This is a genomic window from Priestia sp. J2, assembly GCF_020790095.1.
Lineage (GTDB): Bacteria > Bacillota > Bacilli > Bacillales > Bacillaceae_H > Priestia > Priestia zanthoxyli.
The window spans coordinates 114451-131009 of sequence record NZ_CP086208.1 but is presented as its reverse complement, the minus strand read 5'-3'; the positions used below and the strand labels follow the sequence as shown (position 1 = coordinate 131009).

The window sequence follows — 16559 nt, the reverse complement described above, 5'->3', positions numbered from 1 at the left end:
TTCGTGATTGTCCTACGGTTCGTTTGAACCGTAGCTCAATCCCGTTATTTTTTACGACGACGAACGATAAATTTATCGGATTTGTTTTTCTTCTTACGAGTTTTGTAACCAAGTGTTGGTTTACCCCATGGACTCATTGGAGACTTACGTCCGATTGGAGAACGTCCTTCACCACCACCGTGTGGGTGATCGTTAGGGTTCATTACAGAACCACGTACAGTTGGACGAATACCTAACCAACGAGAACGACCGGCTTTACCGATGTTGATTAACTCGTGTTGTTCGTTACCAACTTGACCTACAGTTGCACGACAAGTTGCAAGGATCATGCGTACTTCACCAGAAGTTAAACGTACTAATACGTATTTACCTTCTTTACCAAGTACTTGAGCAGATGTACCTGCAGAACGAACTAATTGTCCACCTTTACCAGGTTTCAATTCGATGTTGTGTACTACTGTACCAACAGGGATGTTAGCTAAAGGAAGCGCGTTACCTACTTTAATGTCAGCTTCAGGACCTGACATAACTTCTAAACCTACTTTTAGGTTTTTAGGAGCAAGGATGTAACGTTTTTCACCATCAGCATAATGAATTAATGCGATGTTAGCTGAACGGTTTGGATCATATTCGATTGTAGCAACGCGTCCAGGTATTCCATCTTTATCGCGTTTAAAATCGATGATACGGTATTGACGCTTGTGCCCACCACCTTGGTGACGAACAGTCAATTTACCTTGGTTGTTACGACCACCTTTTCTCTTGACAGGTGCAAGTAACGATTTTTCTGGTTTGTCAGTAGTAATTTCAGCGAAATCAGAAACTGACATACCACGACGACCATTTGAGGTTGGTTTATACTTTTTAATCGCCATCTCAATTTCCCTCCTTCTCTAGTAATCTTAAGCTTCGAAGAATTCGATTTCGTTGCTCTCTTGAGTTAGTGTTACTACCGCTTTACGACGACGGTTAGTAAGACCACTGTAGCGACCTACACGCTTGAATTTACCTTTGTAGTTCATGATGTTTACTTTTTCAACTTTTACGTCAAAGATTTTTTCGATAGCATCTTTAACCTCAGTTTTATTAGCTTTTACATCAACATCAAACGTATATTTTTTCTCAGCCATTAAGTCTGTTGAACGTTCTGTAATTACGGGGCGCTTAATAATATCACGAGGATCTTTCATTATGCAAGCACCTCCTCTACTTTTTCAACTGCGTCTTTAGTGATTACAAGCTTATCATGGTTCATAACGTCTAATACGCTTAAACCATTAGCTGCAACAACTGTTACACCAGGAATATTACGTGCTGAAAGTGCAACATTTTCGTTAAGATCAGCAGTTACTACTAATGCTTTGCGTTCTACTGTTAGGTTTTTAAGAACTGCTACCATTTCTTTTGTTTTTGGAGCGTCAAAAGAAAGAGCTTCAAGAACAACGATGCTGTTATCTTGAGCTTTAGTTGATAATGCAGACTTAATTGCTAAACGACGAACTTTTTTAGGTAATTTGTAGCTATAGCTTCTTGGAACTGGACCAAATACTACGCCACCACCACGCCATTGTGGAGAACGGATAGATCCTTGACGAGCACGACCAGTACCTTTTTGACGCCATGGCTTACGGCCACCGCCTCTTACTTCAGAACGATTTTTAACTTTAGAAGTACCTTGACGTTGAGATGCGCGTTGCATTACGATCGCGTCGAAAAGTACTTTGTTGTTTGGTTCGATACCGAAAACGGCATCTTGAAGTTCGATCTCTCCAACGTTTTCACCGTTTTGGTTAAACAATGCTACTTTTGGCATTGGTTATTCCTCCTTTCTCGAAGAATTATTATTTAGATTTAACTGCAGATTTAACAGTAACTAGAGATTTTCTAGCTCCTGGCACGTTACCTTTTACTAATAAAAGATTGCGTTCTGCGTCAACTTTAACGATTGATAAGTTTTGCACAGTGATGCGCTCTCCACCCATGCGTCCTGGTAATAATTTACCTTTAAATACGCGGTTTGGAGCTACAGGACCCATTGAACCTGGGCGACGGTGGTAGCGAGAACCATGAGACATAGGTCCGCGAGATTGTCCGTGGCGTTTAATAGCACCTTGGAAACCTTTACCTTTTGAGATTCCTGTTACATCAATTACATCGCCTTCTGCGAAAATATCAACCTTGACTTCTTGACCAACTTCATATGCTGAAGCGTCCACACCGCGTAACTCACGGATGAAGCGCTTAGGAGCAGTATTAGCTTTAGTAGCATGTCCTTTTGCAGGTTTGTTAGATAGTTTTTCACGGATATCTTCGAAACCTAATTGGATTGCTTCGTAACCGTCTGTCTCAGCGTTTTTAACTTGAAGAACTACGTTAGCAGAAGCTTCAATTACTGTTACTGGGATCAAGTCACCATTTTCAGCAAATACTTGAGTCATACCGATCTTTCTTCCTAAGATTCCTTTGGCCATTAGTCACACCTCCTAAGTATCTTTTCATTCTTTATTTTAAATTAAAGTTTAATTTCGATATCTACACCAGATGGTAAGTCTAAACGCATTAATGAATCAACAGTTTGTGGTGTTGGATTCACGATATCAATTAAGCGTTTATGCGTGCGCATTTCGAACTGCTCACGAGAATCTTTATATTTGTGTACTGCACGTAGAATTGTATAAATTGATTTTTCAGTCGGTAATGGAATCGGACCAGATACAGCCGCACCAGAACGTTTTGCAGTTTCTACGATTTTCTCAGCAGATTGATCAAGAATTCTGTGATCATATGCTTTTAAACGAATGCGAATTTTTTCTTTTGCCATTATTTTCCCTCCTTTTTCGCCTATTTTACAATAGACATTCTCCGCGGAAATTTCCCCACACTCGCCATGGCAAAGCGGCCGGGTGTGTCGGCAACCTTCCGCATCATCGCAGTCAAAGACCAACATTTTTATTATACTAAAAATGGGTTCATATTGCAACAATAAAGTTAAAAAACTTTTTTATGTGTCGCACACTTTTTTCATTATATATAAAAGGAGATCATTTTGCAAGTGTAATAGTAAAAACTATCTTTACCTTTTATCACCAAATAAAAAAGGAGTAGGTTACCCTACTCCCTTTACTAAAACGAGAAATTACTCGCTGATTTTAGCTACAACGCCAGCGCCTACTGTACGTCCACCTTCACGGATTGAGAATTTAGTACCTTCTTCAATCGCGATTGGAGCGATAAGTTCAACAGTCATTTCGATGTTGTCGCCAGGCATTACCATTTCTACGCCTTCAGGTAAGTTACAAATACCAGTTACATCAGTTGTACGGAAGTAGAACTGTGGACGGTAGTTTGTGAAGAATGGAGTGTGACGTCCACCTTCGTCTTTAGAAAGAACGTATACTTCAGCAGTAAATTTAGTGTGTGGAGTGATTGAGCCTGGTTTAGCTAATACTTGTCCACGTTGGATTTCTTCACGTGCTACACCACGAAGTAAAGCACCGATGTTGTCGCCAGCTTCAGCATAGTCAAGAAGCTTACGGAACATTTCTACACCTGTTACAGTAGTAGATTTTGGCTCTTCAGTTAAACCGATGATGTCGATAACGTCACCAACTTTAACTTGTCCACGCTCTACACGACCTGTAGCAACTGTACCACGACCAGTGATTGAGAATACGTCCTCAACTGGCATCATGAATGGTTTTTCAGTGTCACGTTCTGGAGTTGGGATGTACTCATCAACAGCGTCCATAAGCTCGATGATTTTAGCTTCCCAATCAGCTTCGCCTTCAAGAGCTTTAAGAGCAGAACCTTTGATTACTGGTACATCGTCACCAGGGAAGTCGTATTCAGAAAGAAGGTCACGTACTTCCATTTCTACTAATTCAAGTAGCTCTTCGTCGTCTACCATGTCACATTTGTTTAAGAATACAACTAGGTAAGGTACACCTACTTGACGAGAAAGAAGGATGTGCTCACGAGTTTGTGGCATTGGACCATCAGCAGCAGATACTACTAAGATACCGCCATCCATTTGAGCAGCACCAGTGATCATGTTTTTAACATAGTCAGCATGTCCTGGGCAGTCAACGTGTGCATAGTGACGAGTGTCAGTTTCATACTCAACGTGTGCAGTTGAGATTGTGATTCCACGCTCGCGCTCTTCTGGAGCAGCGTCGATCATGTCGTAAGCCATTGCTGCACCTTTACCACTTTTCTTAGCAAGAACAGTAGTGATAGCAGCTGTTAAAGTTGTTTTACCATGGTCAACGTGACCAATTGTACCGATATTGGCATGTGTTTTTGAACGGTCGAATTTTTCCTTAGCCATTCGAAAATCCTCCTTAAAATTCATGTAGTTTATGTTTTATGAGGCCGTGAAAGGGAATGAGCTCCACTTTCACAGCGTACATAAGTAGTTATACTTCAATAAAGAGTGAAAATCAATTATTCACCTTTATTTTTTTTAATAATTTCTTCTGAAATTGATTTAGGAACTTCTTCGTAGTGATCGAAGTGCATAGAATATGTTCCGCGACCTTGAGTGTTTGAACGTAATGCAGTTGCATAACCAAACATTTCAGAAAGTGGAACGAATGCACGTACAACTTGAGCGTTACCGCGTGCTTCCATACCTTCTACACGTCCACGACGAGACGTAACGTCACCCATGATATCTCCTAAGTATTCGTCAGGGATAACAACTTCAACCTTCATCATTGGTTCAAGGATAGCTGGGTTACATTTTGATACTGCGTTTTTAAGAGCCATAGAAGCGGCAATTTTAAACGCCATCTCACTTGAGTCAACATCATGGTAAGATCCATCAACTAAAGCAGCTTTGATATCGATTAATGGATAACCAGCAAGAACACCGTTTTGTAATGCATCTTCAAGACCAGCTTGAACTGCAGGGATGTATTCACGTGGAACTACACCACCAACGATTTTGTTCTCAAATTCAAAGCCTTTTCCTTCTTCGTTAGGTTCGAACTCAATCCAAACGTGACCGAATTGTCCACGACCACCAGATTGACGAGCGAATTTACCTTCAACTTTCGCACCAGCGCGGAAAGTTTCACGGTAAGCTACTTGAGGAGCACCAACGTTTGCTTCTACTTTGAATTCGCGACGCATACGGTCAACGATGATATCAAGGTGAAGCTCACCCATACCAGAGATGATGATTTGACCAGTCTCTGTATTAGTTTCCGCACGGAAAGTTGGATCTTCTTCTTGTAACTTTTGAAGAGCTGTCGTCATTTTATCTTGGTCAGCTTTTGATTTTGGCTCAACAGATAAAGAGATAACTGGCTCTGGGAATTCCATAGACTCAAGAATTACAAGACTCTTTTCGTCACATAGAGTATCACCAGTAGAAGTATCTTTTAATCCTACAGCTGCCGCGATATCTCCAGCGTATACTTCAGAAATCTCTTCACGAGAGTTAGCATGCATTTGTAGGATACGACCTACACGCTCACGCTTACCTTTTGTAGAGTTTTTGATGTATGAACCAGAGCTTAGTACACCAGAGTACACACGGAAGAACGTTAATTTACCAACATAAGGGTCCGTCATAACTTTGAACGCTAATGCTGAGAAAGGAGCGTTGTCGCTAGACTCACGCGTAACTTCTTCTTCTGTGTCAGGTACGATACCTTGGATTGCTGGTACATCAACTGGAGATGGTAGGTAATCAATTACCGCATCTAGCATTAATTGTACACCTTTGTTTTTGAATGCTGAACCACAGATAACTGGGTAGAATTCAACGTCACAAGTACCTTTACGGATACCAGCTTTTAGTTCTTCAACTGTAAGCTCGCCTTCGTCTAAGTACTTCATCATTAATTCTTCGTCAAGTTCTGCAACAGCTTCTACTAGGCTTGCACGGTATTCTTCAGCTTGCTCTTTGTATTCCTCAGGAATTTCACGAGATTCTGAACGAGTACCTAAGTCATCTTCGTAGAAGTATGCTTTCATTTCCACAAGGTCAATGATTGCTTCGAAGTCATCTTCAGCACCGATTGGCAACTGAATTGGGTGAGCATTTGCACCTAAACGATCGTGGATCGTTTTTACAGAGTACAAGAAGTCAGCACCAATTTTGTCCATTTTGTTAACGAATACGACACGGGGAACACCGTACGTAGTCGCCTGACGCCATACTGTTTCTGTTTGAGGCTCAACACCAGATTGAGCATCAAGAACTGCCACAGCGCCATCAAGTACACGTAATGAACGCTCAACTTCAACAGTGAAGTCTACGTGTCCAGGAGTATCGATGATGTTAACGCGGTGACCTTTCCAAGAAGCAGTTGTCGCAGCAGACGTGATAGTGATACCACGTTCTTGCTCTTGCTCCATCCAGTCCATTTGTGAAGCTCCTTCATGAGTTTCACCAATTTTATGGATACGGCCAGTATAATAAAGAACACGCTCAGTTGTTGTTGTTTTACCAGCATCAATGTGAGCCATGATCCCAATATTACGAGTGTTTTCTAAGGAGAACTCTCTTGCCATCTTAGGTATTTCTCCTTCCATATTATAATTTGTTTTTTTAAAAGTTTCGTTAAAAGATTACCAACGGTAATGAGCAAATGCTTTATTAGCTTCTGCCATTTTGTGAGTATCTTCACGTTTCTTAACTGCAGCACCAGTGTTGTTAGCTGCGTCAAGGATTTCGTTAGCTAAACGCTCTTCCATCGTTTTTTCTCCACGAAGACGAGCATAGTTTACTAACCAACGAAGACCTAAAGTAGTACGACGCTCTGGACGTACTTCTACAGGAACTTGGTAGTTAGAACCCCCTACACGGCGTGCTCTAACTTCTAGTACAGGCATGATGTTTTTAAGAGCTTGGTCGAATACTTCCATAGCTTCTTTACCACTGCGCTCTTGTACTAAATCGAATGCTCTATAAAGAATAGCTTGTGACTTACCGCGCTTTCCATCAAGCATCATTTTGTTGATTAAGCGAGATACAAGCTTAGAATTGTAAATCGGATCTGGTAATACGTCTCTTTTTGCAACAGGTCCCTTACGTGGCATTCTACTTCCTCCTTTCACTTTTAAAAGTTTATCTATTAATTGTTAAGCTATTATTTTTTAGCTGCTTTTGGTCGCTTAGTACCATATTTAGAACGACCTTGCATACGGCCATCCACACCAGCAGTATCAAGTGCACCACGTACGATATGGTAACGTACCCCTGGTAAATCTTTTACACGTCCACCGCGGATAAGTACCACGCTGTGTTCTTGTAAGTTGTGACCAATACCTGGGATATAAGCTGTTACCTCGATACCGTTTGTTAAACGTACACGAGCATATTTACGAAGAGCCGAGTTCGGTTTCTTCGGTGTCATAGTACCCACACGTGTACATACACCACGTTTTTGTGGAGAAGATTGGTTAGTTTGAGCTTTCTTGAAGCTGTTGTAACCTCTGTTTAAAGCAGGTGAGTCAGATTTTTTACCTTTACTCACACGACCATTACGGATTAATTGGTTAATAGTAGGCATTTAATTTTTCCTCCTTTCGCCTTTTGTAAGACCACACATCCAGGTGGTTCATTTTTTAGCAAAAAACAAAGTCTTTGAAACTAAAAGTTCAAAAACGTGTTAACTAATAATTGCAACAGTTGCAGCGTTAACTTCTATCCTACAAGCTTGACCAAGCTTTCGCATAGAAGGGACATACGTATACGGAACGTTTTCTTGCTGTGCCGTTTTTGCCACAATGGATGTGACATAAAAATCAGCGTCTTCAGCAATGATGACTTCCTTTACTGTACCTTTTTTTAATGCTTTCACCGTCTGCTTTGTTCCTACAATAATATGATCAGCCTGTAATACTTTTTCATAAGACATTATCATATCCTCCAAAGTAACAGGTAGTTTATAGGAGCACCTTTGATATAGTATCATTCCCTAGAATGGATGTCAACTAACGTTTCGTAGTTTTTTAAAAAAACATCCATTCTAGAGTAATGATTTTATAATTAGTCGATTGTTACCGTTTCTTCAGCTTGGTTTTTGATCGGTTCAGCATTACGATATCTCGTCATACCTGTACCAGCCGGAACTAGCTTACCAATGATAACATTCTCTTTAAGTCCAAGCAACTCATCACGTTTTCCTTTGATTGCAGCATCCGTAAGAACACGCGTTGTTTCTTGGAATGACGCAGCAGATAAGAAGGAATCAGTTTCAAGAGATGCTTTTGTAATACCAAGTAATACAGGACGGCCTGTCGCTGGACGATTGCCTTCAAGTAATACTTTTTCATTTGCATCAGTGAATTGGTGAATATCAAGTAATGAACCTGGTAATACATCTGTATCTCCTGAATCCATTACACGCACTTTACGAAGCATTTGGCGAACCATTACCTCTACGTGTTTATCTCCAATTTCTACCCCTTGCATACGGTATACTTTTTGCACCTCACGAAGCAAGTACTCTTGTACAGCCGTGATGTCTTTTACTTTTAGTAATTCTTTAGGATCAATTGAACCTTCCGTTAATTCTTGACCACGTGCAATGCGCTGTCCTTCAATAACTTTCAGGCGTGCACTGTACGGAGCTGTGTAAGAACGAGTTTCAATCTCTCCTTGAACAGTAATTTCGTGCTGACGATCGCGTCCTTCAGAAATGCCGGCAATTGTACCTTCAATTTCAGAAATAACGGCTTGACCTTTAGGGTTACGCGCTTCGAAAATCTCTTGGATACGCGGTAAACCTTGAGTGATATCGTCTCCAGCAACCCCACCTGTATGGAATGTACGCATCGTTAACTGTGTACCTGGCTCACCGATAGATTGAGCAGCGATGATACCAACTGCCTCACCCACTTCAACTTCTGAACCAGTTGCAAGGTTACGACCGTAACATTTTTTACATACACCGTGGCGAGTGTTACATGTGAATGCAGAACGAATCCATACTTCTTCAACACCAGCATCCACAATTGTTTCAGCTAGGTCTTCTGTAATTAGTTCGTTTTCTTTCACTAACACTTCGTTTGTTCCTGGGTGAAGTAGTGTTTTTCTTGCATAACGTCCAATTAGACGCTCATCAAGTTTCTCAATTTCTTCTGTTCCTTCTTTGATTGCAACAGCCAGAATACCGCGGTCTGTACCACAGTCGTCATCACGTACGATAACGTCTTGTGCCACGTCAACCAGACGACGAGTAAGGTAACCTGAGTCAGCTGTTTTAAGAGCCGTATCGGCAAGACCTTTACGTGCACCATGGGTAGAGATAAAGTACTCTAATACTGTTAAACCTTCACGGAAACTAGATTTGATTGGTAACTCAATGATACGACCGGACGGGTTGGCCATTAGTCCACGCATACCTGCAAGCTGAGTGAAGTTAGATGCGTTACCACGGGCACCAGAGTCACTCATCATGAAGATTGGGTTGCGTTTGTCTAATGACGCCATTAATTTACCTTGGATAACGTCTTTCGCGCTACTCCATACAGAGATAACACGCTCATAACGCTCATCTTCAGTAATTAAACCGCGACGGAATTGTTTTAGTACGTTATCTACTTTAGCTTGCGCTTCTGTTAAGATAACTTCTTTTTCTCCTAAAACCACGATATCAGCTACACCAACTGTAATACCAGCTTTAGTAGAATATTTGAAACCTAGGTCTTTCATACGGTCAAGCATTTTAGAAGTCTCAGTAATTTTGAAACGTTTAAATACTTCAGCGATAATATTACCTAAGATTTTTTTCTTAAACGGTGCGATAGCCGGTTGATTCTTGATGAATTCCTTCACATCTGCACCTTTTTCAACAAAGTACTTCTCAGGAGTTTTCACTTCTAAGTTTTCTCTTGTTGGTTCGTTAATGTATGGGAACGATTTTGGTAAAATTTCGTTGAAAACTAATTTACCAACCGTTGTAACAAGCAACTGTTGATTTTGTGCTTCTGTAAACGTTTCGTTGTTTAAAGAACCTGCATACACACCTACACGTGTATGAAGATGCACATAACCGTTTTGGTACGCTAATAGTGCTTCATTTGTATCCTTGAACACCATACCTTCTCCAACTGCCTCTTCACGCTCAAGCGTTAAGTAGTAGTTACCTAATACCATATCCTGTGAAGGTGTAACAACTGGTTTACCATCTTTAGGGTTCAAGATATTTTGAGCAGCAAGCATTAAGATACGTGCTTCTGCTTGTGCTTCCGCAGATAATGGAACGTGAACCGCCATTTGGTCACCGTCAAAGTCAGCGTTATATGCTGTACATACAAGCGGATGAAGACGAATAGCGCGACCTTCTACAAGCGTAGGTTCAAATGCTTGAATACCTAGTCTGTGTAGCGTTGGTGCACGGTTTAAAAGAACTGGATGCTCTTTAATAACCGATTCTAATACGTCCCATACTTCAGGTTGCACACGTTCAATTTTACGTTTTGCACTCTTGATGTTATGAGCTAAACCGCGTTCAACAAGCTCTTTCATTACGAAAGGTTTGAAAAGCTCTAACGCCATTTCTTTTGGAAGACCACATTGATACATCTTTAAGTTCGGACCTACAACGATTACCGAACGGCCAGAGTAGTCAACACGTTTACCTAATAAGTTTTGACGGAAGCGACCTTGCTTACCTTTTAACATGTGAGAAAGAGATTTTAATGGACGGTTACCTGGTCCTGTTACCGGACGGCCACGACGACCATTATCGATTAATGCATCTACAGCTTCTTGAAGCATACGCTTTTCGTTTTGAACGATAATGCTAGGAGCTCCAAGGTCTAATAAACGCTTTAAGCGGTTGTTACGGTTAATTACACGGCGATATAAATCATTTAGATCAGACGTAGCAAAGCGTCCACCATCTAATTGAACCATTGGACGAAGTTCTGGCGGAATAACCGGTAGAACGTCTAAAATCATCCAAGAAGGTTCGTTACCAGAATGACGGAAAGCCTCTAGTACCTCTAAACGTTTAATAGCACGTGTACGACGTTGACCTTGAGCAGTTTTCAATTCTTCTTTCAAAGCATCTACTTCTTTATCAAGATCGATGTCATGCAATAATTTTTTAACAGCTTCAGCACCCATTGCTGCATGGAAAGTTTGTCCGTACTTCTCACGATACGCACGGTATTCTTTCTCTGATAAAAGCTGTTTCTTTTCAAGTGGTGTATCACCAGCATCTGTTACTACATAAGAAGCAAAATAAATGATTTCCTCTAGCGCACGAGGGGACATGTCTAAGACAAGTCCCATGCGGCTAGGAATACCTTTGAAGTACCAAATATGTGAAACAGGTGCAGCTAGTTCGATGTGACCCATGCGTTCACGACGAACTTTTGCGCGCGTAACTTCTACGCCACAACGATCACATACAACACCTTTATAACGAACGCGCTTATATTTTCCGCAGTGACATTCCCAGTCCTTTTGTGGACCAAAAATACGCTCACAGAATAAGCCGTCTTTTTCAGGTTTTAACGTACGATAGTTGATCGTTTCAGGTTTTTTTACCTCACCGTACGACCAAGAACGAATTTTATCTGGCGAAGCTAGACCGATTTTCATATACTCAAAGTTATTTACATCTAGCAAGGAGCCTACCTCCCTTTTAATCTACAGGTTTTTTCCCTTAACGTTTATATGAAAGTAATTCCTTACTCTTTTGTGACAGGATCTTTTTGTCCTTCAGAAAGGCTTTCTTCGTTATCTGCAATAATTGATTCTGTTGGTTGCTCATGGTCCTCTTCTGAGTCCATGATATCAATTTCTTGCTCGTCAGCAGAAAGCATCTTCACATCCATACCTAAACTTTGTAGTTCTTTGATTAATACTTTGAACGATTCAGGTATGCCAGGTTCTGGAATGTTTTCACCTTTAACAATTGCTTCGTATGTTTTCACACGACCTACTACGTCGTCTGATTTCACTGTTAAGATCTCTTGTAATGTATAAGCAGCACCGTATGCTTCAAGTGCCCATACTTCCATCTCACCAAAACGCTGTCCACCGAACTGCGCTTTACCACCAAGTGGTTGTTGTGTAACAAGTGAGTATGGTCCAGTAGAACGAGCGTGAAGTTTATCGTCTACCATGTGAGCAAGTTTGATCATGTACATGATTCCTACTGATACACGGTTATCGAATGGTTCACCTGTTCGACCATCATATAGAACTGTTTTAGCATCACGAGACATGCCAGCTTCTTCGATTGTTGCCCAAACATCTTCCTCACGCGCACCATCAAATACTGGAGACGCAACGTGAATGCCAAGCTTACGAGCAGCCATACCTAAATGAAGCTCTAGCACCTGACCGATGTTCATACGAGATGGTACCCCTAATGGGTTTAACATGATGTCAATTGGCGTACCGTCTGGTAGGTAAGGCATATCTTCTTCCGGTAAAATACGTGAAATTACACCTTTGTTACCGTGACGACCGGCCATTTTGTCACCTTCAGAAATTTTACGCTTCTGAACAATGTATACACGGACTAATTGGTTTACACCTGGTGGTAATTCGTCGCCATCTTCACGGTTGAAGACTTTAACATCAAGGATAATTCCACCGCCGCCGTGCGGTACACGAAGAGAAGTATCACGAACTTCACGCGCTTTTTCACCGAAAATAGCGTGTAGAAGACGTTCTTCAGCTGTTAGTTCTGTTACACCTTTTGGCGTTACTTTACCAACTAAAAGATCTCCATCTTTTACTTCTGCACCAATGCGGATGATTCCACGCTCATCTAAGTTGCGAAGCGCATCTTCACCTACGTTTGGAATGTCACGCGTAATTTCTTCAGGTCCAAGTTTCGTATCACGAGACTCAGATTCATATTCTTCAATATGAACAGACGTATATACATCGTCTTTCACAAGGCGTTCACTCATGATGATGGCATCCTCATAGTTGTAACCATCCCATGTCATGAAACCAACCATTACGTTTCGTCCTAAAGCAAGCTCACCTTTTTCCATTGAAGGACCGTCGGCTAAGATCTCACCTTTTACTACTTCGTCGCCAACTGAAACAATTGGACGCTGGTTGTAACAAGTACCTTGGTTAGAACGAACGAATTTTAATAATTTGTATTGATCTAAGTTACCTTTAACTTTTTGTCCGTCTACTTCTTCATAGCGGCGAACAAAAATTTGTTTTGCTTCTACGCGCTCTACAACGCCAGGGTATTTACAAATCACGGCTGCACCAGAGTCTTTACCAGATACATATTCCATACCTGTACCTACGATTGGTGCTTCAGGATTTAATAAAGGTACTGCTTGACGTTGCATGTTCGCACCCATTAATGCACGGTTAGAGTCATCGTTCTCTAAGAATGGGATACATGCTGTAGCGGCAGATACAACTTGTTTTGGTGATACATCCATATAGTCTAAACGATCGCGACGGATAACCGTGTTTTCTCCACGGAAACGTGCAACGACATTTTCATCTAAGAATGAACCATCATCACCTAGACGAGCGTTCGCTTGGGCTACAACATAGTTATCTTCTTCATCAGCTGTTAAGTAGTCAATTCGCTCTGTCACTTTACCTGTTTCAGGATCGATACGACGGTAAGGTGTTTCGATGAAACCGAATTTGTTTACTTTTGCATAAGAAGAAAGTGAGTTGATTAACCCGATATTCGGACCCTCTGGCGTTTCAATCGGACACATACGGCCATAGTGGGAGTAGTGAACGTCACGCACTTCGAAACCAGCGCGTTCACGCGTTAAACCACCAGGTCCTAGAGCTGAAAGACGACGTTTGTGCGTCAATTCGCCTAATGGATTCGTTTGATCCATGAACTGTGATAATTGAGAACTTCCAAAGAACTCTTTAATCGCCGCAATAACTGGACGAATATTAATTAATTGTTGAGGTGTGATTGTATTCGTGTCTTGAATTGACATTCTTTCACGAACAACACGTTCCATACGAGATAAACCGATACGGAATTGGTTTTGTAACAATTCACCTACAGAACGCAGACGACGGTTACCTAAGTGGTCGATATCATCTGTGTCTCCTACTTGATGAAGCAAGTTAAAGAAGTAACTGATTGATGCTAAAATATCAGCAGGTGTGATATTTTTAACTTCTTCTGTTACATAAGCGTTGCCTGATACAGTGATGACTTTTTCACCTTCTGGATCATTTGGCGCATAAATCTTAATAGATTGTAATGTAACATCGTCTTCTACTACTCCACCAACCGGACTATAAGTTTTGAAGTTTACTCCACCTTCAAGCATCGGAATCAAGCGATCTAGCAGACGGCGATCAATCATTGCGCCTTTTTCTGCAATAATTTCACCTGTTTCAGGATCAACTAATGTTTCAGCTAGCTTTTGATTAAATAAGCGATGTTTGATATGAAGCTTTTTATTAATTTTATAGCGACCTACGTTCGCTAAGTCATATCGTTTTGGATCAAAGAAGCGAGATACTAATAGAGACTTCGCATTCTCAACTGTCGGTGGTTCACCCGGACGTAAACGCTCATAGATTTCTAATAGCGCTTTTTCCGTTGTTTCCGTATTATCTTTTTCAAGCGTATTACGGATGTATTCATTATCACCGATTAAATCGATAATCTCTTGGTCAGAACCGAAACCTAGCGCGCGTAACAGCACTGTTACTGGCAGTTTACGAGTACGATCAATACGCACGTATACTACATCTTTTGCATCAGTTTCATATTCTAGCCATGCACCACGGTTAGGGATAACAGTTGCTGTATATCCTTTTTTACCGTTTTTATCAAGCTTTCCACTATAGTAAACACTTGGTGAACGAACCAACTGTGATACGATAACACGCTCAGCACCATTAATTACAAAGGTACCTGTTTCGGTCATCAATGGGAAATCTCCCATGAACACATCTTGGTCTTTTACTTCACCTGTTTCTTTATTAATTAACCGCACCTTAACACGAAGAGGTGCTGCATAAGTTACATCACGTTCTTTAGACTCTCCTACTGAATACTTTGGCTCACCTAAGCTGTAATCAATAAATTCTAGTGATAAGTTACCTGTAAAATCATCAATTGGAGAAATATCTTGGAACATTTCTCGTAAACCTTCATCTAAAAACCATTGGTATGAAGCCGTTTGAATCTCGATTAAGTTCGGTAACTCTAAAACTTCACTAATACGAGCATAACTTCTGCGTTGGCGGTGGCGTCCATACTGAACTAGTTGACCTGTCAACTGATTCACCCCTCAAATCAAGCGTTATTATTCAAAATATATAATAAACCATATGTTTATTATTGAACAAAAGAAAAATGGTCTCTTTAAATAGAAAACCACAATTTCATAAAAACGTACTATTGATTTTATTAGTTTTTCCCATATAATTCAAAATTATACCTTTTATTTTATGTATAACCCGAGCTTATATGGAATATTTATATATTGGCATTTTATAATGCTAACATACTAAAAAATATTAGTCAACATTTTTTAGCACATATGATATAATACCCTTTTTTCTTTTCTACTACTTCTACTTCATTAAATAGAGATTCTAATTTCACAAGAGCAGATGGCGCTCCTTGCTTTTTCTGAATCACAATCCAAAGTTCTCCTTGGTCAGCAAGGTGATCTAATGACTTTTCTAGAATTTCATGAACAACTTTTTTACCCGCACGGATCGGCGGATTACTAAGAATAGCTGCAAAATTCGTTTCCTTCACATTTTCATAGCAAGAGCTTTGATAGATTGAAACATTTGATACTGAATTAACTTCAGCATTTTTTTGAGCTAGTGCTAATGCACGTTCATTAACATCGACCATATGAACGTTTCTTTGGCTATCCTCTTTTGCAAGAGCCAACCCAATCGGGCCATATCCGCACCCAACATCCAGAAGCGGGCCGGGACTCTCAGGCATTTGAAACGTTTCAATTAACAGGCGCGATCCAAAATCGATCTCTTTTTTTGAAAAAACACCGCTGTCACTCGTAAATGAAAAAGAGGTTCCTCTCAATTCAAATGAAAAGCGCTCTTCATTACTTGCAGACGATGGTGTATTAGAAAAATAATGTTCTGTCAAAATAGAACCTCCTAATCAATATGTTCTTCTTTACTATAAATGAAAAGGATGACAGAAGCAAAAAAGCTCGCTTGTACAAGCGAGCTTTTTTATATCAGTTGTTAAGCAATAATTACTTAACTTCTACAGAAGCGCCAACTTCTTCAAGTTTAGCTTTTGCTTCTTCAGCTTCTTCTTTAGAAATACCTTCTTTAAGAGCTTTTGGAGCGTTATCAACGATTTCTTTAGCTTCTTTTAAGCCAAGACCAGTGATTTCACGTACTACTTTGATAACTTTGATTTTTTGTCCGCCAGCACTTTCAAGTACTAGGTCAAATTCAGTTTTCTCAGCAGCAGCTTCACCAGCAGCACCGCCAGCTACAGCTACAGGAGCAGCAGCAGTTACGCCAAATTCTTCTTCGATTGCTTTTACTAAATCGTTAAGTTCTAAAACAGTCATATTTTTAACTGCTTCAATGATTTGTTCTTGAGTCATTGTTAATTTCCTCC

Annotated in this window: 14 protein-coding genes; all 14 read right to left on the bottom strand. The window is 40.6% G+C overall.

Annotation, left to right across the window (positions count from 1 at the left end):
* Window positions 1-44: 44 nt before the first annotated feature.
* On the bottom strand, window positions 45-875 hold the full coding sequence (rplB, locus tag LJY09_RS00690) for a 50S ribosomal protein L2 (protein WP_013081374.1): 831 nt from the start codon (window positions 873-875) through the stop codon (window positions 45-47).
* A gap of 27 nt (window positions 876-902) precedes the next feature.
* Entirely contained in the window at window positions 903-1190 is a 288-nt protein-coding gene (gene rplW, locus LJY09_RS00685) for a 50S ribosomal protein L23 (protein ID WP_028412664.1), read from the bottom strand.
* Entirely contained in the window at window positions 1190-1813 is a 624-nt protein-coding gene (gene rplD / locus LJY09_RS00680) for a 50S ribosomal protein L4 (RefSeq protein ID WP_013081372.1), read from the bottom strand. Before rplD ends, rplW begins: the two co-directional genes overlap by 1 nt.
* Before the next feature lie 28 nt (window positions 1814-1841).
* On the bottom strand, window positions 1842-2471 hold the full coding sequence (gene rplC, locus LJY09_RS00675) for a 50S ribosomal protein L3 (protein WP_013054927.1): 630 nt from the start codon (window positions 2469-2471) through the stop codon (window positions 1842-1844).
* 41 nt (window positions 2472-2512) lie between these two features.
* Entirely contained in the window at window positions 2513-2821 is a 309-nt protein-coding gene (rpsJ, locus tag LJY09_RS00670) for a 30S ribosomal protein S10 (RefSeq protein WP_013054926.1), read from the bottom strand.
* Between the two features lie 315 nt (window positions 2822-3136).
* Window positions 3137-4327 (bottom strand): elongation factor Tu, encoded by a 1191-nt coding sequence (gene tuf, locus LJY09_RS00665; protein ID WP_013081371.1) that lies wholly within the window; start codon window positions 4325-4327, stop codon window positions 3137-3139.
* A 116-nt stretch (window positions 4328-4443) separates the two neighbouring features.
* A complete protein-coding gene (gene fusA, locus LJY09_RS00660) occupies window positions 4444-6522 on the bottom strand; it encodes an elongation factor G (protein ID WP_028412663.1) in 2079 nt (692 codons plus the stop codon).
* Window positions 6523-6579: 57 nt separating this feature from the next.
* Complete coding sequence (rpsG, locus tag LJY09_RS00655) at window positions 6580-7050, bottom strand: 30S ribosomal protein S7 (protein ID WP_013054923.1); 471 nt, start codon at window positions 7048-7050, stop codon at window positions 6580-6582.
* Window positions 7051-7100: 50 nt separating this feature from the next.
* A complete protein-coding gene (rpsL, locus tag LJY09_RS00650) occupies window positions 7101-7523 on the bottom strand; it encodes a 30S ribosomal protein S12 (RefSeq protein ID WP_013054922.1) in 423 nt (140 codons plus the stop codon).
* Window positions 7524-7622: 99 nt separating this feature from the next.
* Entirely contained in the window at window positions 7623-7871 is a 249-nt protein-coding gene (locus LJY09_RS00645) for a 50S ribosomal protein L7ae-like protein (RefSeq protein ID WP_013054921.1), read from the bottom strand.
* Window positions 7872-8002: 131 nt separating this feature from the next.
* Entirely contained in the window at window positions 8003-11596 is a 3594-nt protein-coding gene (rpoC, locus tag LJY09_RS00640; protein WP_013081369.1) for a DNA-directed RNA polymerase subunit beta', read from the bottom strand.
* Between the two features lie 62 nt (window positions 11597-11658).
* Entirely contained in the window at window positions 11659-15222 is a 3564-nt protein-coding gene (gene rpoB, locus LJY09_RS00635; protein ID WP_028412662.1) for a DNA-directed RNA polymerase subunit beta, read from the bottom strand.
* A gap of 245 nt (window positions 15223-15467) precedes the next feature.
* Complete coding sequence (locus LJY09_RS00630) at window positions 15468-16070, bottom strand: class I SAM-dependent methyltransferase (protein ID WP_028412661.1); 603 nt, start codon at window positions 16068-16070, stop codon at window positions 15468-15470.
* Between the two features lie 112 nt (window positions 16071-16182).
* Window positions 16183-16545 (bottom strand): 50S ribosomal protein L7/L12, encoded by a 363-nt coding sequence (rplL, locus tag LJY09_RS00625; protein ID WP_013054917.1) that lies wholly within the window; start codon window positions 16543-16545, stop codon window positions 16183-16185.
* Between the last annotated feature and the right edge of the window lie 14 nt (window positions 16546-16559).